The 19075-nt window shown below is 72.6% G+C and carries 13 protein-coding genes; 4 read left to right on the top strand and 9 right to left on the bottom strand.

The window, feature by feature from the left end:
* Nucleotides 1–10: 10 nt before the first annotated feature.
* From QF030_RS35765 to QF030_RS35750, 4 genes are all read right to left on the bottom strand, one after another.
* Complete coding sequence (locus QF030_RS35765; RefSeq protein ID WP_307166701.1) at nucleotides 11–1645, bottom strand: RICIN domain-containing protein; 1635 nt, start codon at nucleotides 1643–1645, stop codon at nucleotides 11–13.
* A 426-nt stretch (nucleotides 1646–2071) separates the two neighbouring features.
* Nucleotides 2072–2449: a toxin Doc gene (locus QF030_RS35760; protein WP_307166700.1), complete on the bottom strand. Its 378-nt coding sequence runs from the start codon at nucleotides 2447–2449 to the stop codon at nucleotides 2072–2074.
* A 3-nt stretch (nucleotides 2450–2452) separates the two neighbouring features.
* Nucleotides 2453–2698: a hypothetical protein gene (locus tag QF030_RS35755; protein WP_037735240.1), complete on the bottom strand. Its 246-nt coding sequence runs from the start codon at nucleotides 2696–2698 to the stop codon at nucleotides 2453–2455.
* A gap of 128 nt (nucleotides 2699–2826) precedes the next feature.
* Complete coding sequence (locus QF030_RS35750; RefSeq protein ID WP_307166699.1) at nucleotides 2827–5067, bottom strand: glycoside hydrolase family 9 protein; 2241 nt, start codon at nucleotides 5065–5067, stop codon at nucleotides 2827–2829.
* Nucleotides 5068–5298: 231 nt separating this feature from the next.
* Between QF030_RS35750 and QF030_RS35745 the strand changes: the two genes are divergently transcribed.
* A complete protein-coding gene (locus QF030_RS35745) occupies nucleotides 5299–5865 on the top strand; it encodes an isochorismatase family protein (RefSeq protein WP_307166698.1) in 567 nt (188 codons plus the stop codon).
* A gap of 210 nt (nucleotides 5866–6075) precedes the next feature.
* Here the strand turns inward: QF030_RS35745 and QF030_RS35740 are convergent, their stop codons facing one another.
* Complete coding sequence (locus QF030_RS35740; RefSeq protein WP_307166697.1) at nucleotides 6076–9162, bottom strand: glycoside hydrolase family 2 TIM barrel-domain containing protein; 3087 nt, start codon at nucleotides 9160–9162, stop codon at nucleotides 6076–6078.
* A gap of 297 nt (nucleotides 9163–9459) precedes the next feature.
* On the opposite strand from QF030_RS35740, the gene QF030_RS35735 reads away from it, so the two are divergent.
* Complete coding sequence (locus QF030_RS35735; RefSeq protein WP_307166696.1) at nucleotides 9460–11829, top strand: SpoIIE family protein phosphatase; 2370 nt, start codon at nucleotides 9460–9462, stop codon at nucleotides 11827–11829.
* A 72-nt stretch (nucleotides 11830–11901) separates the two neighbouring features.
* Nucleotides 11902–13197 (top strand): arsenic transporter, encoded by a 1296-nt coding sequence (locus QF030_RS35730; RefSeq protein WP_307167810.1) that lies wholly within the window; start codon nucleotides 11902–11904, stop codon nucleotides 13195–13197.
* Between the two features lie 9 nt (nucleotides 13198–13206).
* Here the strand turns inward: QF030_RS35730 and QF030_RS35725 are convergent, their stop codons facing one another.
* Nucleotides 13207–15195, bottom strand: coding sequence for an RICIN domain-containing protein (locus QF030_RS35725; protein ID WP_307167809.1), 1989 nt, complete (start codon nucleotides 15193–15195; stop codon nucleotides 13207–13209).
* Between the two features lie 346 nt (nucleotides 15196–15541).
* Nucleotides 15542–16456, bottom strand: coding sequence for an AraC family transcriptional regulator (locus QF030_RS35720; RefSeq protein ID WP_307166695.1), 915 nt, complete (start codon nucleotides 16454–16456; stop codon nucleotides 15542–15544).
* A gap of 67 nt (nucleotides 16457–16523) precedes the next feature.
* Here QF030_RS35720 and QF030_RS35715 point away from each other — a divergent pair, with 67 nt between their 5' ends.
* Nucleotides 16524–17345 (top strand): phytanoyl-CoA dioxygenase family protein, encoded by an 822-nt coding sequence (locus QF030_RS35715; RefSeq protein ID WP_307166694.1) that lies wholly within the window; start codon nucleotides 16524–16526, stop codon nucleotides 17343–17345.
* 82 nt (nucleotides 17346–17427) lie between these two features.
* Here the strand turns inward: QF030_RS35715 and QF030_RS35710 are convergent, their stop codons facing one another.
* Nucleotides 17428–18396, bottom strand: a complete 969-nt coding sequence (locus QF030_RS35710) for an aldo/keto reductase (RefSeq protein WP_307166693.1) — start codon at nucleotides 18394–18396, stop codon at nucleotides 17428–17430.
* Nucleotides 18397–18488: 92 nt separating this feature from the next.
* Nucleotides 18489–19004: a flavoprotein gene (locus tag QF030_RS35705; RefSeq protein ID WP_307166692.1), complete on the bottom strand. Its 516-nt coding sequence runs from the start codon at nucleotides 19002–19004 to the stop codon at nucleotides 18489–18491.
* Between the last annotated feature and the right edge of the window lie 71 nt (nucleotides 19005–19075).

The raw sequence follows: 19075 nt of genomic DNA, 5'->3' as shown, positions 1-19075 counted from the left end.
ACCCGGTCCCTCAGGCGGTACCGTCCGCCAGGTCGACCGGCTGGGCCGACGCGGGGGCGTCCGTGCCGGTGACCGCGAGGGAACCGGGCGTGGCGGAGGCGACGTCGGTGAGCCAGCGCTGACCGGTGGTGTGGTCGCGGACCTTGACGACCACGTCCGAGCCCGGGGCCTCCCCGGCCGGGGCGAGGGCGAGCGCGTCGTCCCAGCGGGGCAGCAACTCGCCCTGCACGGTGAGGTCGTAGCGGACGTCGCCCCCGCGGGCGTCGGCGGCGTCCACGCACGAGCCCAGGATGACCACCCCGGCGTCCGCGTGGGAGTCCACGCACAAGCCGGGCCCGGCCACGCTGCGCAGCTGCCCGTCGTCGTCGTACGACCACTGCTGGGTCGCGTCGGAGGAGCACTCCGACAGTTCGACGGAGGCTCCCGGCCGAGCCTCGCCCCGGACGTCCAGGCAGAGGTCGGCGGCGGCGTTGCGCAGCCTGGTCTGCCGTGGGGCGGTGGGCAGTTGGGCGGTGTCCGGGGCGGTCGGCGAGGCGGTGGCGGCCTGCGAGTCGACGCCGGGCACGCTGCCGCTGGTGGAGGCGGCCGGGTCGGCGCCGCCGTCGTCCGACCACATACCGGCGGCGAGCAGCGTGGTCAGCAGGCCCGCCGAGGCCAGGCCGACACCGGTCAGCAGCGCGCGCGGCGAGCGCCCCTCCCCCGACGACCGCCGACGCGGCGAGGGGATGCGCGAGAGCAGGTTGCCGCCCCGGCCGCGGGTGCCTCGGCCGCGGTGCCGTGCGGAGCCCTTGAGGCGTACGGTCTGCTGTTTGGCGCGGCCGGGGCGGGTGTCGTGGTACCGGCGGGCGCCCCAGCCGAGCACCGCCTCGGCGAGCAGCACGCCGAGGCCGTTCTCGAAGTGGCCGAGCTGTTCGGCGGCGGCACGGCAGTAACGGCACTCGTCGAGGTGCTTGCGCACGTCCGGCAGGAGGTCGCCGCCGCGGCGGATCGGGACGTCGAGGAGCCGGTTGTAGAAGCGGCAGTCCTTGCCCGGCGCGAGTTCCCGGTGGGCGCGGACGACGCCCTCGCGCAGCTTGTCCCGGGCCTGTTCCAGGGCGGCGGACACGGTGTCGGTGTCCATACCGAGCAGGCCGGCCGCGGCGGTGACCGGTTCGGCCTCCACCTCCACGTGCCACAGGGCGCACCGGGCGACCGCGGGCAGACCCTGGAACGAGCGTTCCGCCAGGACGCGGTTCTCCGGGATCATGGATTTCGCGGTCCGCATCCCACGGGCGCCGGCCGGCTTGCGCAGCACCGGCAGCACGCCGGACAGTTCCTCGTCGGCGGACCACAGCCGGGCCATGTCCCGTACGGTCACCAGCAGTCGGGGCCGCAGCGCGGTCCCCGGCTCGCCCAGCTTCAGCCGGTCGAGAACCTGGTGGAACGCGGCCGCGGTGACCATGGACGCGACGCTCCCGGAGGAGGCGAGGCAGATGACCGCGTAGTCGTGCACCGGCCGCCAGTGCCGGGCGATGAGCAGGGCGGTGGACTGGGCGACCTCGCTGTCCGCGCCGCCGCGTATTCCCGCGGCGAGTGACTCGTCGGATTCTCCGGGACCCCCGCCCGGCGGAGGATAGGGAGGACGAGGAGGCTGAGGGGTGGGCACTGAGCGCATTCCTTTGGTACGTACCTGTCCGGTGCGGCAGGGAGCGTGAATTCGCCTCCGCCGACGGACGCGGGGGATGTGGTCATGACCCCCCGCACGGGCGGTTCACCTTTGCACAACTGAGTCGCGCACAACAAGGCGAGGGCTGAAGCTGCGCCTTGTTGATGGAAAGTCGATAAGCGGGACCGGCATCCCGCCTTTTCCCGGCCTCTGCCGACCCGGCCGGAATCCGCCCTTGCGCCCCGTGTGAAACACGCGCACACGGTGGGGCGTCACGCACGCTCCCGGCACACGGGGCCGCGTAGTTGGCTGAAACCGGCCACTTCCTCGGAGGCCCCGCGCAGGACGGCGGCTCTCCTGCGCGAAACGGCCGCCGGCCTTGTTCCTCCCGCCCTCGGCCGGCGGCCCCGAACGCTTTGCGTATGCCTATATCTGCCAGGACCGCAGCCGGTCCGCCGCGCCGTAGACGTCCGTCTTGCCGTCGAGCAGATCGCGGGCGAGGTCGACGAGCGCGCCGTACGGGGGATCGATACCGACCCCGCTGGTGAACATGTACGCCACCGCCGTCGCGCAGGCGAAGCGGGCGTTGGCCGCGGGCAGCGGTTTGAGCAGGGTGAGCGTGTGCAGCAGCGCTGCGGCCCGCCAGGCCGGGTCGGAGTCCACGCCGAGTCTGGGCGGGTCGACCCGGTGCCGGGCGACGGCGGCGACCAGCGCCGAGAAGTCGTTGACGGTCGGCTGCTCCGGCAGAACCTCTTCATGGCGCTGGAGCAGCCAGGGCACGTCGATGTGGATGACGGAGGTCATCGGTCAGGCGACCCGCCCCTCGCCCCGCACGGAGCGTTCGTCCTCGGGGAAGGCGGCGGCGAACTCGTCCGCGTGCGAGGCGAAGAACCTGCGGAAGGCCTCCGCGCCCTCCTGGAGCGCCCGGTGCCGCGCGATGTCGGCCGCGGCCGCCTCCCGCACGAGCGCCTTCATCGACGTACCGCGTTCCTTGGCGATCTGCCGCAGGTCCTCCAGCTCGCGATCGCTGAATTCCACATTGAGGGCTGGCATGCCCTTCACGGTACCGCGCGGGTACTTACTCGTAAATATCCCCAGGTCAAACCGATGACCACGCGGTACCGGAAGGTGTCCGACCCTGTGCGTTCCTGATCAGGAAGGGTCTATTGCCGATCCCGGCCCTATCCCTGATCCGCCACGAAGGAGGCCAGTCGGGCCAGCGCCGCGTTCCAGTTGATCGCCGTCTCGTTCGTGGACCACGACTGGATGTCGTCGACATAGCAGAACTGACCCACGCAGCCCTGGAGCTTCCCCTGCGCATAGGGATCCTGAATGCTCGAGTTCGCGCCGCCCGCCAGGGTCCCGCGCGGCGGGTCCGGCAGATCGGGGTCGAGCTGGCCCGCGTACCAGCGGCTGTGCTGGTGATGGGCGTTCACCTCGCCGTAGCCGGTGACGTACGACAGGTTGAGCGCGTTGCGCCCGAGGACGTAGTCCATGCTCTGGACGGCCCCGGCCCGGTACTTCGAGGCGCCGGTGAGGTCGTAGGCCGTGGCGATGACCACGGCGTTGTTGAGGACCTGGTGGCTGGAACCCCAGTCGTAGCGGTTGCCGTCGGGGGCGTAGGGCATGCCGTACGGCTGTCCGGCCAGCGTGGCGAGATAGGTGTCGGCGCCCCGCACGACCGACCCGCGGACCTTGTCGCGGCCGGGCAGCCTGCTGGGAACGGTCGCGAGGTCGAGGCGGCCGGCGGCGGCCGTGCGGGACCAGTCGAAGCCGTTGGGGACGAAGACGTCGGCCGTGTGCACCGGGGAGTTCAGCACCCGGTCGGCGAACTGCTTCTCCCCCGTGCTGAGATACAGCTCGGCGGCCGCCCAGTAGAACTCGTCGCTTGCGTCGTCGTCGTTGTAGGCGCCGCCGCCGGTGGCGTCGTTCGGGTCGGCGTACACGTCCGGATGCGCGAGAGCCGCCGCGAAGGCCTTGCGCGCGGCCACCAGCGCCTTCGCCGCGAAGACCTTGTCGTAGGGCCGGTACAGGCGGGCCGCCTGGGCGGCCGTGGCGGCCAGGTTGAGGGTCGCCGTGGTGGTCGGCGGGTGCAGTTCGCGCTTCTGCGGGTCGTCGCCGGGCAGCAGCGGCAGACCGGTCCACTGCTCGTCGTGGATCTTGTGGTGGGCCATGCCGGCCAGCGGCTGCCCGTCCGGTACCTGCATCTTCAGCAGGAAGTCCAGCTCCCAGCGGGCCTCGTCGAGGATGTCGGGCACCTTGTTCCCGCTCTCGGGAAGGGCGAGCGTGCCGTCCCCGAGGGCGGCCGGGTCGCCGGTGCGGGCGAGCGTGGAACGTTCGTAGGTGCTCAGCAGTTCCCAGGTGGCGATGCCGCCGTTGACGACGTACTTGCCGTGGTCGCCGGCGTCGTACCAGCCTCCGGTGACGTCGAGGGTGTAGTCGCACACCCCGGGCCGGCACGGGACCGCGGAGTCGCCCTGGTTGGGGGGAGCGTTCACATGGCCGGCCGCCCTCCCGTAGCCGGGCCGCAGGTCGTCCCGGATCGCGATGCCGCTGCGCTGCGTGTAGTAGTACTTCACCGCGTCCAGGCGCAGCCGGTCGTAGTCGTCCGTGCCGATGTCGAAGGGACGGCTGGTCTCGCCGTCGGCGACCAGCGTGAAGCCCGTCCCGCGGGTCCGGTAACCGCCGAAGTCGATGGAGTGGACGCGCTGCCCGGAGGAGACGTCGAGGCCGCGCGGCGCGCTCCAGCCGTGCGCGACCGTCACCCCGGAGTCGTTCCTCAACTGCCACGGCAGCTTCGCCCCGGCGTCGGTGACCAGCGTGGCGTTCTTGGGTCCCGCGGGCAGATAGGCGACCTGGTTGACGCGCACGCGCGGGCCGGTGTCGGGCTCGTACACCTCCGGCGGCACCCCGCCCAGCAGCGACACGTCGTCCAGGCAGAACCGCCAGGGATCGGCGCTCCCGCCGACCTGGAAGGCGACCTGCCCCTGCGCGCTGTCGACCGGCGAGGTGAACGTGTACGTGTAGGCGTCACCCGACTCGTTCAGCACCGGGGTCGCCTCGTACCAGGTGTCGTACGGGGAGACGCCGAGGCCCACGATCGCGCGCACCACATGCCCTTCGGGTACGCCGGAGGCGCTGAAGGAGAATCGGTACGACGACCCCTTCACCAGGGTGATCGCGTCCTGGCCGACGGCGGAGTCCCAGCGGTTGACGGTGCCGCCGGGCACGTCCGCGCACAGCCGGCCGTCAGCGGGAGCGGCGGTGACGTTGCTGGTCCACCACGGGTCGGCGGTCGTGTCGAAGCCGCCGTTCCTCACCTGTTCCACCTCGTCGGCCCCGGCCTGCTGCGCGGGCAGCGCGGTGAGCGCCGCGCCCAGCAGGGCCACGAGGGACAGCAGGGTGGTTCTGCGTCGTTTCACGTCCGGGCTCCTCGGGGGGTGCGGGACGCTCCGTACGGGATCCGGTAGCCATCGCGTGGGAGCGCTCCCAAAGCGGGGTCGCAGGACATGTTTGTTGGATTCATGACACCCCGTCAACGGTCCGGACGAGATGGCTTCGGGGCCGTTGTCAGTGGTGGGTCCTAACGTGGACCGTCCGGGCGCCGCTCACACCGACGAAGCCCGCACGACGAGGAGAACCCGGAGGTCTCCATGACCACCCTGCCCGACCGGCCGAACACCGCCCTGCTCGTCATCGACGTCCAGAAGGGCGTGGTGGCGGGCGCGCCCCGGCGGGACGAGGTGATCGCGAACATCCGCACCCTGATCGACGCCGCCCGCGCGCAGGACGCCCCGGTCGTCTGGGTCCAGCACTCCGACGACGACCTCGAACGGGGCAGCGAGAACTGGGAGTTCGTCGATGAGCTGGTCCGCCTCGACGCCGAGCCCCTCGTCCACAAGAACTACCAGGACTCCTTCGAGGCCACCGGGCTGGAGTCGGTGCTCGCCGAGCGCGCGGTGGGCCGGGTCGTCGTCACCGGGGCGCAGACCGACGCGTGCATCCGCTCGACGCTGCACGGCGCCTTCGTACGGGGATACGACGTGACGCTGGTCGGCGACGCGCACACGACGGAGGACCTCAGCGCGTACGGCGCTCCGGCGCCGGAGCAGGTGATGGCCCACACCAACCTGTACTGGTCGTGGCAGAGCGCGCCCGGGCGCGACGCGGGCACGGTGGACACCGCGAAGGTGACCTTCGAGGCGGCCGACGCGGGCTGAGGCGCCCGGAGCGCGGGGCGATCGGACGGCGGCGGCGCCGAGCCCGGACCGGGCGGTGCGCCGCCGCCGCGGGATCGCTCTCAGTCAGCGGCAGGCGGTCGGCTGTAGGCGGTCATCAGTCGGCGGTCGGCGGACACCAGTAGGCGGTCAGCGGTAGGCAGTCGGCCGTCATCGGTCGGCGGTAAGCGATCAACAGTCGACGGTCGGCGGTCATGACTGCCACTTGGTGATGCGGACCGACCCTTGGGCCGTACCGGGTGCGCCGCTGGTCAGGGTCAGCCGGAGCCTGGAGCCGCGGACCGGGTCGAAGCTGACCACCGTCGGCGCGTCCGACGCGGTGGCCCGGTCCACGGTCGCCCCGGTGACCGGGACATAGCGCTCGCCGTCCCAGACCTCCGCCTCGACCGCCGCGGGCAGGCTGTGGGTGGCGTCGACGGTGAAGGACACCTCCACCCGGTCGAAGTCCCGGACGCGCCCGTAGTCCACGCAGACCCAGTCCCGCGGCCGGGCCCCGCCGAAGGCGGGCAGCAGGGCGGTGGCGGCCTTGGCGAAGGCGTTGGACCAGCCGGTGGCCGGGTCGCCGTCCAGCACGGCCGCGGGCAGGGTGTCCGGGCGTCCGGAGTAACTGGCGTCCGCGTAGGGGTGGTTCACGGGCGCCGGCAGGTCGGGGGCGAAGCCGGCGGGCGCGGTGACCGCCTTCGAGCGGGCGGCCGTGGTGCGCAGCGTGACGGTGCCCTTGCGCAGACCGTCCACGCGGGCCGTCACCCTCAGCGCTCCAACCCCGGTGCCGGAGCGCACGACGGCGAGGGCCTTGCCGTGGAAGGCGGTGCGCGTACTGGCCTGGTAGCGCTCGGCGCTCTCCTGCCGCCCGTTGTCGAGGCCGGCGAGGGAGCCGCCCCTCACCTCGAAGGAGATGAGGTGTTCGGCGTCGGGCACCACGGTCCCGTGCGCGTCGACCACGTCGGCGGTGACGAAGGCGAGTGAACGCCCGTCCGCCGGAAGGGACTCGCGGTCCGGCGTGAGGCGTATGGCGTGCGGGGCGCCGGCGGTGCGCAACACGTCGGTGGCGACCGTCCTGCCGCCCCGGCGGGCCACCGCCCTCAGCTCGCCCGGCCGGTAGGGCACCCGCCACGTCAGGTGCAGCTTGCCCGCGCTGCCGTTCGGGCTCGTGTAACTACCGGGCCAGGGACCCGTGGTGAAGGTCTTGTCGTCGCCGGTGGCCTCGGTGGTCTCCAGGTAGGCGCGGCCGTCGGCGGTCTTCTTGGTGTCGAACCCGCGCACGCCCAGGGACTTGCCGTTCAGGTACAGCTCGACGGTGTCCACGTTGGAGTAGGCCCACACCTCGACCGTGTCGCCCGCCTCGTGGTTCCAGGTCATCGGCAGCAGGTGGACCATCGGCTCGTCGACCCACTGGCTCCGGAAGAGGTGGTACATGTCCTTGGGGAACCCGGCCGTGTCGACCGCGCCGAAGAAGGACGCCTTCACCGGGAAGACGTTGTACGGGGTGGGCTCGCCGATGTAGTCGATGCCGGACCACAGGAACTGGCCCGTGAACCACTTCCGGTCGCGGTCCTTCTTGTGCCCGTACTCGCCGCTCATCGTCCAGGAGGCGAGGTTGTTGTCGTAGGAGGAAACCGCGCGTCGGCCGGGGGTGTGGTTCTCGCCGGTGTTGAGGTGCTCGGGCTCCTGGTAGGTGCCGCGGGTCGAAGTCTCCGAGGACGACTCGGACTCGAAGAGGAACAGGTGCGGGTAGGTCGCGTGCAGGGCGTCCACCGACTTGGCGGTGTTGTAGTTCAGGCCGAGGCCGTCCAGCTTGGCGAGCATCAGGTCGGCGGCGGAGCCCTTGGCGGGCGGGGTGCGGTACTTGTCCGAGCCGATGATGAGCGGGCGCGTGTCGTCCGCCGCCCTGATCGCCGTGATGATCCGGTCCGCCATGGCGAGACCGGCGGTGGAGGTGGAGTCGGTGATCTCGTTGCCGATGGACCACAGGAGGACCGCGGGCGAGTTGCGGGCGGCGAGCACCATCTCGGTGGCGTCCCGCTCGCACCATTCGTCGAAGAACCGCCCGTAGTCGTACCGGGTCTTGCCGGTCCGCCAGCAGTCGAAGGCCTCCACCAGCATCACGATGCCCAGTTCCTCGCAGACCCGGATCATCTCCGGCGACGGCGGGTTGTGGGAAGTGCGGAAGGCGTTGACGCCCATCGACTTCATGATCGTCATCTGTCGGCGGACCGCGTCGACGCTGATCGCGGCGCCGAGCGCGCCCAGGTCGTGGTGCAGGTCGACGCCCTTGATCTTGGCGTACCTGCCGTTGAGGTGGAAACCCTCGTCCGGGTCGAAGCGGAAGGTGCGGATGCCGAACGGGGTGCGGTAGGTGTCGGTGACCCGGCCGGCGACGCGCAGCTCGGTCTCCAGGCTGTAGCGGCGCGGTGTCTCGAAGTCCCATCGCTGCGGATCGGTCACGGTGAGTTCCTGGGTCTCCGTGGCCCGGTCGGCGACGGAGACCGTGGAGGACGTACGGGCGACGGTGCGGCCGTTCGGGGCGACGACGCGGGAGACGACCTCGACGTTTGCGCTCGCGCCGGACGCGTTGGCCACGGTGGTCGCCACCCGGACGACGGCCCGCTCGTCGGTGACCTCGGGCGTGGTGACGCAGGTGCCCCAGCGGTCCACGTGGACCGGTTCCGTGACGACCAGGCGGGCCTCGCGGTAGATGCCGCTGCCGGAGTACCAGCGGCTGCTCGGGAGCCGGTTCTGCACCTTGACCGCGATCACGTTCTCGGTGGTGCCGTCGGTGTGCAGCACATCGGTGAGGTCGAGGGCGAATCCGGTGTAGCCGTAGGGGTGGCGGCCCACCTCGGTGCCGTTGCAGTAGACGTACGAGTCCATGTAGACGCCGTCGAACTCGACCGAGATGCGCCGGCCGGCGTGGCCGGGCGGCAGCGTGAAGGCGATGCGGTACCAGCCCAGGCCGCCGGGGAAGAAGCCGGTGCCGCTGGTCGTGCCGTTCTGTGTGGTGGGCGTCTGCTCGATGCTCCAGTCGTGCGGCACCGCCACCGCACGCCAGGTCGAGTCGTCGTGACCGGGGTCGGCGGCGTTCGCGTACTGCCCGGTGGGGTCGGTGATCCCACCGGGGTCGACCAGCGCGAAGCGCCAGCCGTCGCGCAGCGCGACCGTGCGGCGGCCGGAGGCGCTCACGGCGTCCGCGGCGGCCTGCGCCGCCGGTGTGCCGAGGAGCGCTCCGGCGGCCGGGGCGGCGGCGGACGCGAGAAGGACCGATCTGCGAGTGACCGTCATGGTCGGCTCTCCCTCATCAGGAACCAGAAGTACTCACAACTGATCGTTAACAAACAGAATCTGACGACGGCTCGCTCTTGCCGTCAAGGGGGCCGGGGGCGCCGCCCGTCCCGGCGCCGCGGAGGGCTCACCCGGGCGGCGTTCGAGCGGACAGGCCGGTTTTGGCCCTTGACCTCGGCGGGAACTCGCTGTTCGGCCGAGCTGTGGGGGTTCCCGTCCGCGTAAGAGGGGGACACACTAGGCTGGAACGGAAGTGACGCGCCCGTTCACTGTGAGTGTCCGCGATGGAGTGCCGAGATGAGCCCGGAGTATCCGTTCGACGAGGCCGCGACGGCCCGGGCGGTCGTCGACGACTCCGGAGCGCTGATCGGGTGGAACGAGGGCGCCCGGACCCTGCTCGGCTGGGCCGAGGCCGACGTCCTGGGCCGGCCCGCCATGGAACTGCTGGCCGACGGGACACCCCACCTCACCGGTGCGCGCTGGGCCGGAACGGTCACTTTGCGCCATCGCGACGGCCGTCCCCTCCGGGTGTGGCTGCTCGCCCACCGCTCCCCCGCCCGGGCCGGCGACCCGGGTCACTGGCTCGTCGTCACCCCGCTGGCCGGGGCGGGCCCCGGCTCCTCGGACGCCCTTCTCGCCGCGGCCGGACTGGTCCAGTCCCCATGCGCCATCGCCGTCTACGACGAACGGCTGCGGCTGCGCCGGATCAACGAGGCGATGCGTGAGGTGATCGGGCTGCCCGAGGAGCGCATCCGGGGACTGCGGCTCGCCGAGATCGGCGGCGGACCGCAGAGCACGGAGCTCGAACAGCACATGCTGCGGGTGCTCACCAGCGGCGAGCCTCAGGACGTGCAGACGTACGTCCGCACCGGCGGCGAGTCACGGGCCCACGCCTGGCTGGCCCGGATGGCACCCGTCACCGACGCCGAGGGCCGGATCCGGGGCGTGTGCCTGTCCGCCCACGACTTCACCCAGAACTACCTCGCACGCGAGCGGCTCCAGCTGGTCAACGAGGCCAGCGTGCGCATCGGCAGCACCCTCGACGTCGTCCGGACGGCTCAGGAGCTGGCGGAGGTCTGCGTTCCCGCGCTCGCCGATTTCGTCAGCGTCGACCTGCTCGACCCGCACAACGGCGGGGAGCTGCCGAACCGGTTCAGCCCGCCCGTGGGGCTGCGGCGCGCCGCACACCACTGGGTGAACGCCGGCAGCCCGGAGGCGGTGGCCAAGCCCGGAGAGGTACAGGAGTACCCGGCCGGGTCACCGCAGGCCGACTCGCTGGTCGCGGGGCACACCATCATCGGCTCCCTGACGGGGGGCGGTCTGGACGCGTGGCTCGCCTGGGACCCGGCACGCGGCGCCCGGGTGCGCGAGCTCGGCATCCACTCCACGATGTCCGTGCCGATCCAGGCGCGCGGTATGACGCTCGGCGTCGCCGTGCTCAGCCGGTTCCGCCGGCCGGACCCGTTCACCCCGGACGACGTGCTGCTGGCCGAGGAGATCACGGCCCGGGCCGCCGTCTGCGTCGACAACGCCCGCCGGTTCTCCCGCGAACGCGAGACGGCCCTCGCCCTCCAGCGCAGTCTGCTGCCGCGCACGCTGCCCCGCACCGCCGCCGTCGACGCCTCCTCCCGCTATCTGCCGGCCGCCCGCGCCGGGGTCGGCGGCGACTGGTTCGACGTGATCCCGCTGTCCGGGATGCGCGTCGCCATGGTCGTCGGGGACGTCGTCGGACACGGCATCCAGGCCTCGGCCACCATGGGAAGGCTGCGCACCGCCGTACGCACCCTCGCCGACATCGACCTCGCCCCCGACGAGCTGCTCACCCACCTCGACGACCTGGTCGTCCGGCTGTCGGAGGAGGCGGGCGGCGAGGGCAGTCCCGGGGAGGTCGGCGCCAGTTGTCTCTACGCGGTGTACGACCCCGTGTCGCGACGCTGCACGCTGGCCCGGGCCGGCCACCCCGCGCCCGTGGTGCTGCGGCCGAACGGCGCGGCCCGGGTGGTCGAACTGCCGGCCGGCCCTGCGCTCGGCCTGGGCGGGCTGCCGTTCGAGTCCGCCGAGCTGGAGCTCGCCGAGGGCAGTGTCCTCGCCTTCTACACCGACGGCCTGATCGAGTCCCGCGAACGGGACGTGGACGGCGGTCTCCGGCTGCTGAACGAGACGCTGGCGGCGTACTCGGACTCCCTGGACGAGACCTGCGACCGGATCCTGCACGCCCTGCTCCCGTCCGGCGGCGCGGCGGACGACGTGGCCCTGCTGCTCGCGCGCACCCGGGGCCTGCCCGCCTCCCAGGTCGCGACCTGGGACATCCCCGCCGACCCCTCGCTGGTCGCGCCCATCCGCAAACAAGCGGTCGACCAGCTCTCCCGCTGGGGACTGAGCGAGGCGTCCTTCACCACCGAGCTGGTGGTGAGCGAACTGGTGACCAACGCCATCCGCTACGGCTCCCACCCCATCCGGCTCCGGCTGATCCACGACGCGACGACCCTGATCTTCGAGGTGTCCGACACCAGCCACACCGCCCCGCACCTGCGCCGGGCGAAGACCTGGGACGAGGGCGGCCGCGGCCTTCTGCTGGTCGCCCAGCTCACCCAGCGCTGGGGCAGCCGGCACACCCCCGAGGGCAAGACCATCTGGGCGGAGCTGAGCCTGCTCGACGAGGAGTGAGGCCGCCCACCGGTCACTTGGCGGGCGTTTTACCCTCGCGTGTTTTCATGGACCGACACCCGGACCAGTCAGCTGGGCGGGCACCACCGCACCCCGCTCCCGGAGAACCACATCAACGCCCCGCTCGCCGAAACGCTGTCCGTCGTCCTGCTCGCCGCCGCTCTCGGCTGGGCCGTGCTGCGCCCCGCCGGGCGCTCCGAGGCCCTCGTCGCCGTCCCCGCCGCCGCCCTGGTGATCGCCCTGGGGGCGGTCGCGCCGGAGCACGCGCTGACGGAGGCCGAGCGGCTCGGACCGGTCGTCGGCTTTCTCGCGGCGGTGCTGGTGCTGGCGCACCTGTGCGATGTCGAGGGCCTCTTCACGGCGTGCGGGGCGTGGATGGCCCGGCAGTCGGCGGGCAGCCCGCGGCGTCTGCTGGTCGCGGTGTTCGGGCTGGCCTCGGTGATCACCGCCGTGCTCAGTCTGGACGCGACGGTGGTGCTGCTGACGCCGGTGGTGTTCGCCACCGCCGCCCGGATGGGCGTGCGCGCCAGGCCGCACGTCTACGCGTGCGCACACCTGTCGAACACCGCTTCGCTGCTGCTGCCGGTCTCCAACCTCACCAATCTGCTGGCGTTCGAGGCGAGCGGGCTGAGCTTCACCCGGTTCGCCGCCCTGATGGCCCTGCCCTGGGTGGTCGCGATCGGCGCCGAGTACCTGGTCTTCCGGCGTTTCTTCGCCGACGACCTGCCCGCGGCCGAGCCCGCCGCCGACGACGGCCCGGCGCCCGAGCTGCCGCTGTTCGCGCTGGTCACCGTCACCTGCACCCTCGTCGGGTTCGTGGTGGCGTCCGCCGTCGGGATCGAACCGGCCTGGGCCGCGTTCGCCGGCGCCCTGGTCGTGGCCGTACGGGCGCTGGTACGGCGGCGGGTGACACCGGTGGCCGTGGTGCGGGCCGCCGCGCCGGGCTTCCTGGCGTTCGTGCTGGCACTCGGCATCGTGGTGCGCGCGGTCGTCGACAACGGGCTCGCCGACGCGCTGCGGCACGTCCTGACCGACGGACCGGGCCTGCTCGCCCTGCTCGCCGTGGCCGTGTCGGCCGCCGTCCTGGCCAACCTGATCAACAACCTGCCCGCGGTCCTGGTCCTGGTACCGCTCGCCGCCCCGGCCGGGACCGGGGCGGTGCTCGCCGTCCTGCTCGGGGTGAACATCGGCCCGAACCTCACCTACGCCGGATCGCTGGCGACGCTGCTGTGGCGGCGCGTGGTGCAGTCACGTGAGGAGCGGGTCGAGCTCGGGGAGTTCACCCGGCTCGGTCTGCTCACGGTGCCGGCCGCGTTGGTCCCGGCCGTCGTGGCGCTGTGGGCCTCGCTCCAGGTGGTCGGCGTCTGACCGTCCGGGTCAGTTGCGCCCGCCGCCCGCCCCGGAGCCCGAACCGTAGCCCCCGTACCCGCCGTAGCCGTATCCCGAGCCGCCGGACGAGCCCGGCCGGCCGCCCCACGAGCAGTAGTAGTAGGTGTAGTACGAGCAGGACGTGGTGTTCGGGCCCGAGGAGGAGCCCGTCGGGTCGGCGGTGGTCGGGGCGGCGGACGGTGCCGGCGTGGCCGCCGGGGGCTTCGCCGCCTCGGGCGTCGGGGTCGGCGCCGGTGCGTCCGAGGAGGTGCTGTCGGCGCCCCAGTTGACGAACTGCATCTGCGGGTCGGGCTGCGAGGTGTCGATCACCCAGTGCTGGGCGGCGCTGTCCACCCGGTTCTTCAGGACGAGGGCGCCCGATCCATCGGTGGCGGCGGGCGCCAGCGCGAGGTTCTGACCCGAGCGCGGGACGAGCGTGCCCTGGAGCGTGAAGTCGTACCGGACGTTCTTGGGCTCGGGCTGGGAGGCGCCCGCGCACGGGGCCAGCCGTACCGAGAAGCCCAGGTGGGAGTCGAGGCACAGATCGGCGTCGGCGGCGCTGCGCACCAGCCCGTCCGGCTCGTACGACCACTGCTGGCCGGCCGCGGAGGAGCAGGCGGCCAGTCCGGTCTCGGCGCCGCTGACGGCCTTGGGGCCGACGATGCCGATGCACAGCCCGGAGGCCGCGTTGTGCAGCCGGCCGCGCAGGGTGCCCTGGGCGTCCTCACCGACGTCGACCCAGGACGGGTCGGAAGTGGCCGTGTCCGTGCCGGGGGCCGGTGTCTTCGCCGACCCGCTGCCCGCGGGCGCGGCTCCGTCCCCGGAGCCGACGGCCGCCCACACGCCGAGCGGCAGCACGACCAGTCCGCTCACGGTCAGCACGGCGGCGGCGAGGTTGCGGCGGCGGGCGCGGCGGGCCGCCTTCTGGGCCGAACGGCTCGCGCCGGGACGGGAGTCGGCGCCGGACACCGCCCCGGCCCGCAGGGCGGCGCCGGCCCGCGATCCGATACGGGCGATCGCCCCGGCGCGCAGCCCGGCACGGGGCTCCGGGCCGGCTCCGGCTGCGGTGCCGGGCGCCGCGGGGGCGGGCGTCCCGTCGGTGAAGGCCTCGCCCGAGTAGCCGCGGCCCTGCTCCGCGGGCATCTCGACGGGTTCGCCGTCGCCGGCCATCCTGACCTCCACGTAGGCCGCGGCGGCCCAGCCCAGGAGGCTCTCGGCCAGTGCGGCGCCGAGCAGACCCTCGAACTGGCGCAGCTGGTCGGCGGTGTGCAGGCAGTGGCGGCACCGCTCCAGGTGGCCGCGCAGATCGGGGTCGAGGTCGGCGCCGCCGCGGCGGCAGGTGACGTCCAGCAGCCGGTCGTAGCGGTGGCACTCGTCGTCGGTGGCGAGTTCGCGGTGCACCTGGAGGCATTCCTCGCGCAGCCGCTCGCGGGCCCGGCGCAGTTCGACCCTGGCTCCCTCCTCCTCGAGGCCCAGCAGTCCGGCCGGGACCGCGAGGGGCTCGGCCTCGACCTCGATGTGCCAGAGCAGGCAGCGCGCGGACTGGGGCAGCCGCTGGAACGCCCGGGACAGGATGCGCCGGTTCAGCGGCGGCAGCAGCCGGGCGGCGGCACGGTCGCCGTCCTCGCCCTCGGAGCGCAGGTCCGGGTGCAGCAGGTCACGGCGGCCGTCGACATCCCATTCACCGGCGATGCGGCGCACGGTCACCAGCAGATGGGGGCGCCACGCGGCGGTCGGCCCGTTCTGCCGCAGGCTCTCACCGAACAGCCGGGTGAAGGCGGCCGTGGTGAGCATGCCCGCCGCGCGCTCGCCGTCGGTGCACAGCCGGGCGTAGGCGAAGGCGGCCGCCCAGTGGCGGTCCAGCAGTTCGCCGACGGGATGCAGTGCGGGTGACGCCCCCGTCCACTTCTTCAGCTCGGAGCTCAGCTGTTCGTCCGTCGCGTCGAAGCGGCGCGCCGAAGGGGAATTCGACAGGCCTGCGTCATTCACGGTCTGCATTCCTTCCGGGGGCATGCGGCATAAAGTCCATACCATCGGGTATGCGATCCCGCTCACGAAGCGGGATCGACTCGCACAGGGTTCGGCACCTCTGACGTCCGCGGGGGTACCGCTCTTTTGAAGCGTGGGGGGTGTGAACGGGAGGTGTCTCGCGCGCACCGGGGAAATCGTTGTCCGTGCGCCGACAGGGCTCACCTTTGCACAGCCGGACCAGGCGGAACAAGGGATCTCGCGGTTTCGTGCTTTGCCTGCGGGCCGGATTATTTTGACGGAACGTCAATAGCGGAAGAATTCTGGGGTGGTCACTGTATCGGTGTCCCTTTTGGCGCCTCTTTCGGCATGCCTTTCAGGACGTGATTTCCGGACGCATTCCGTCCCGGTACGCGCCCGGCGGCATGCCGTGACGGGCGCGGAAGACGCGGCTGAAGTGGAACGCGCTCGCGAAGCCCGAGGCCGACGCCACGCGTTCCACGGACAGGTCGGCGCCCTCAAGCAGCCGGGCGGCGTGCCGCAGTCGCGTCTCGAGCAGGGCCCGCATCGGGGAGTGGCCGACCTGCTCGGTGAAGAGATGGGCGAAGCGCGAGGGCGACAGCGCGACCTCGGCGGCGAGCGAGCGGACGGTGTGCGGGGCACCGGGATCCGCCGCCATCCGCGCCTGTGCCCGGCGCACACGGTCGTCGAGGCCCGGCGGGGCCGCGGGAGGCCGGGCCGAGGCGGCCGCCAGCAGGACGGCCTCCTCCAGCCCGCACAGCGCGAGTTCCCTGGCCGCGGAGCCGTGGGCCACCACGATCCCCAGCTCGCCGGCCGGTGTTTCGCCGCCGGTCCACCGGGCGTCGGCATGCGTCCGCCGCCAGGCCCCCTCCATCCGGTCGTGCAGAGCGGCCGGGACGGGGCCGATGGCGTACAGACCGTCCGGGCCGTCGTCGGTGGCGTACGGGCGGAGCCAGGGGGTCCAGGAGGGCCGGGCCTGGCAGTGGGCCCACCAGAACCGCCAGTGCCGGGCGCCGGGTTCGACGGCGTAGGCATGCGGGACGCCCGGCGCGAGCACCACCAGGTCGCCCGCGCCCGCCCGTGTCTCGCTCCCGCCCTGCCGCAGCCGGCCGCGCCCGCCCGTCGTCCAGGTGATCAGCCAGCTGTCCGACCCCTGGGGCCGGTCCACGCCGTACCCCGCCCCCTCGTCGAAGTGACCGACCACCACGAGACCGGGCGGCGGGGACGGATCGGCGGGGCCGGCAGTCCCGGGCAGGTCGTCAGCACGCATGGACATCCTCCCGGGGGCCGCGTCGGCCTAGCGTGACGGTCGAGACCAGTGGACCGAGGAGGCAAGTATGACCGTCACGGACACCGGCGCCGCCGGGGCACCCGTGCTGACCCCGGCGGGGCTGCGGCAGTACCGGGAGGACGGCTTCACCGTCGTACGCGGGCTGTTCGGGAACGACGAGGTCGACAAACTGTGCGCCGAGTTCGCACGGTTGCACGCGGCCGGGACGGTGCCCGGGCACTTCGAGCCGCGCCCCGGCTCCGCCGACCCGCTGCACGCCTACCCGAGGGTGATGCACCCGCACGAGATCAGTCCCCTCGCCCGGCAGGTGCTGCTGGACGCGCGGCTGCGCGCCGTGCTGGAGGACCTGCTCGGCGAGGAGGTGCTGGCCGCGCAGAGCATGTTCTACTTCAAGCCGCCGGGCGCCCGGGGCCAGGCGCTGCACCAGGACAACTTCTATCTGCGGGTCGAGCCGGGCACGTGTGTGGCGGCCTGGCTGGCCTGTGACGTGATCGACCGGGACAACGGCGGCCTGGAGGTCGTGCCCGGCACCCACCGGATGGACCTGTTCTGCCCGGAGGAGGCGGACGCGCAGGTGTCGTTCGCGCGCGAGTACGTGCCGCCGCCGCCCGGCCTCGCCGCGGCGCCGGTCGACATGACGCCGGGTGACGTGCTGTTCTTCAACGGCAGCCTGGTGCACGGGTCGGGGCCCAACCGCAGCGGGGACCGGTTCCGGCGGTCGTTCATCGGGCACTACACCGGGCAGTCGGCGCTACGGATCGGCCGGTACTACCGGACGCTGGCCATGAACGGGGAGCGGGTGCCGCTGGCGGTCAGCGAGGGGGCGGGTCCCTGCGGTACCGAGTTCGCACCGCAAGGCCCGCACTAACGCTCCGCTCGTACAGTCGCTCATCGACCGCGGGTCCCCCGGGGCTGATCGCGCGGTCGCCCGCCTTCTGCGGGGACGCGCTTCAGTGACCGGCGATCGGATGGGGCCTGTAGGGCTCCTCCAGTTCCGCCAACTCCTTTTGGGTCAGGGTCAGTTCGGTGGCGGCCACCGCGTCCTCGAGGTGCTGGGGCTTCGCGGCCCCGATGATCGGGGCGGTCACCGTGGGCTGGTGGAGGAGCCAGGCGAGGGCGATCCGGGCGCGGGGTACGCCCCGGTCGGCCGCGATGCGGGTGACCGCCTCGACGGTGGCCCGGTCGCCCTCCGGATAGAGGGAGCCGCCGAAGTCGTCCGTGGAGCTGCGGCCGGTCTCGGTGCCCCAGTCGCGGGTGAGGCGGCCCCGGGCCAGCGGGCTCCACGGCAGCACGCCGACGCCCTGGTCCGCGCAGAGCGGCAGCATCTCGCGCTCCTCCTCGCGGTAGAGGAGGTTGTAGTGGTTCTGCATCGACACGAACCGGGTCCAGCCGTGCCGCTCGGCCGTGTACTGCATCTTGGAGAACTGCCAGGCGTACATCGAACTCGCCCCGAGGTAGCGGACCTTGCCCGCCTTCACCAGGTCGTGCAGCGCCTCCATCGTCTCCTCGACCGGGGTGTGCGGGTCGAAGCGGTGGATCTGGTAGAGGTCGACGTGGTCGGTGCCGAGGCGGCGCAGACTGTGGTCGATCTCGGACAGGATCGCCTTGCGGGACAGTCCGGCGCCGTTGGGTCCGGGCCGCATGCGGCCGTTCACCTTCGTCGCGAGCACGATCTCGTCGCGGCGGGCGAAGTCCCGCAGGGCCCTGCCGACGATCTCCTCGCTGGTGCCGTCCGAGTAGACGTTCGCGGTGTCGAAGAAGGTGACGCCCGCGTCCAGGGCCTGCCTGATGAGCGGGCGCGACGCCGCCTCGTCGAGGGTCCACTCGTGCGCGCCCCGGTCGGGGAGTCCGTAGGTCATACAGCCCAGACAGATCCTGGACACGTCCAGACCCGTCGAACCGAGCTTCACGTACTGCATCGCGGCCGCTCCTGACATCGGTGTGGGTACGCAGTGGAGCGTATGCCGGTGGGCGGGGCGGGCGGGACCCGCCGGTCACACCGCCGCACGACTCATTCGATCAGGTCCAGCGCCCGCTCCCAGCCGAACTCCTCGCCCTGGGCGCCGTCGTACGGGTACCCGAACCTGACGCCCATGCCGCGCAGCCGTATCAGGCTGTCCTGGTAGGCGGGGTGGCCCGCGAGGGTCTCGTTCACACAGGGCAGCACCCCGACGGGGACGCCCAGCCCGGCGACCTCGCACAGGGTCCCCAGGGCGAGGGTGTCGGCGATCCCCGCCGCCCATTTGTTGATGGTGTTGAAGGTGGCCGGGGCGACGACGACCGCGTCGGGAACGGGGAACGGCCGCGGCTCTCCGGGGCGCCGCCAGGCGGAGCGGATCGGGCGTCCGGTCCGCGCCTCGACGGCGGCGGTGTCGAAGAAGCCGTTCATGGCGTGGGGCGTCGCGATGACGCCCACGTGCCACTCCCGTTCCTGGGCGGCGGCGATCAGCCTGCCGACGTCCGCGGCGATGCCGGCGGCGCAGACGACGACGTAGAGAAAGGGCGGCTGTTCGTCCTGTGCGGTCACCCGCGCACCCTACTGAGGCGGGAAGGGCAGCCGCCGTCCGGCCTCGGGGCGCGGCCATCGAGCGGGTGGCG

Source organism: Streptomyces rishiriensis (assembly GCF_030815485.1).
GTDB classification, from domain to species: domain Bacteria; phylum Actinomycetota; class Actinomycetes; order Streptomycetales; family Streptomycetaceae; genus Streptomyces; species Streptomyces rishiriensis_A.
Note: the sequence above shows the minus strand (reverse complement) of the source record. Positions and strands in the feature narration are given on the sequence as shown.

Bases quoted from the DNA above. Each gene is read 5' to 3' on its own strand.
- QF030_RS35760 (WP_307166700.1), bottom strand. From the start codon at position 2,449: ATGACCTCCGTCATCCACATCGACGTGCCCTGGCTGCTCCAGCGCCAT.
- QF030_RS35755 (WP_037735240.1), bottom strand. From the start codon at position 2,698: ATGCCAGCCCTCAATGTGGAATTCAGCGATCGCGAGCTGGAGGACCTG.
- QF030_RS35745 (WP_307166698.1), top strand. From the start codon at position 5,299: ATGACCACCCTGCCCGACCGGCCGAACACCGCCCTGCTCGTCATCGAC.
- QF030_RS35740 (WP_307166697.1), bottom strand. From the start codon at position 9,162: ATGACGGTCACTCGCAGATCGGTCCTTCTCGCGTCCGCCGCCGCCCCG.
- QF030_RS35735 (WP_307166696.1), top strand. From the start codon at position 9,460: ATGAGCCCGGAGTATCCGTTCGACGAGGCCGCGACGGCCCGGGCGGTC.
- QF030_RS35725 (WP_307167809.1), bottom strand. From the start codon at position 15,195: ATGCAGACCGTGAATGACGCAGGCCTGTCGAATTCCCCTTCGGCGCGC.
- QF030_RS35720 (WP_307166695.1), bottom strand. From the start codon at position 16,456: ATGCGTGCTGACGACCTGCCCGGGACTGCCGGCCCCGCCGATCCGTCC.
- QF030_RS35715 (WP_307166694.1), top strand. From the start codon at position 16,524: ATGACCGTCACGGACACCGGCGCCGCCGGGGCACCCGTGCTGACCCCG.
- QF030_RS35710 (WP_307166693.1), bottom strand. From the start codon at position 18,396: ATGCAGTACGTGAAGCTCGGTTCGACGGGTCTGGACGTGTCCAGGATC.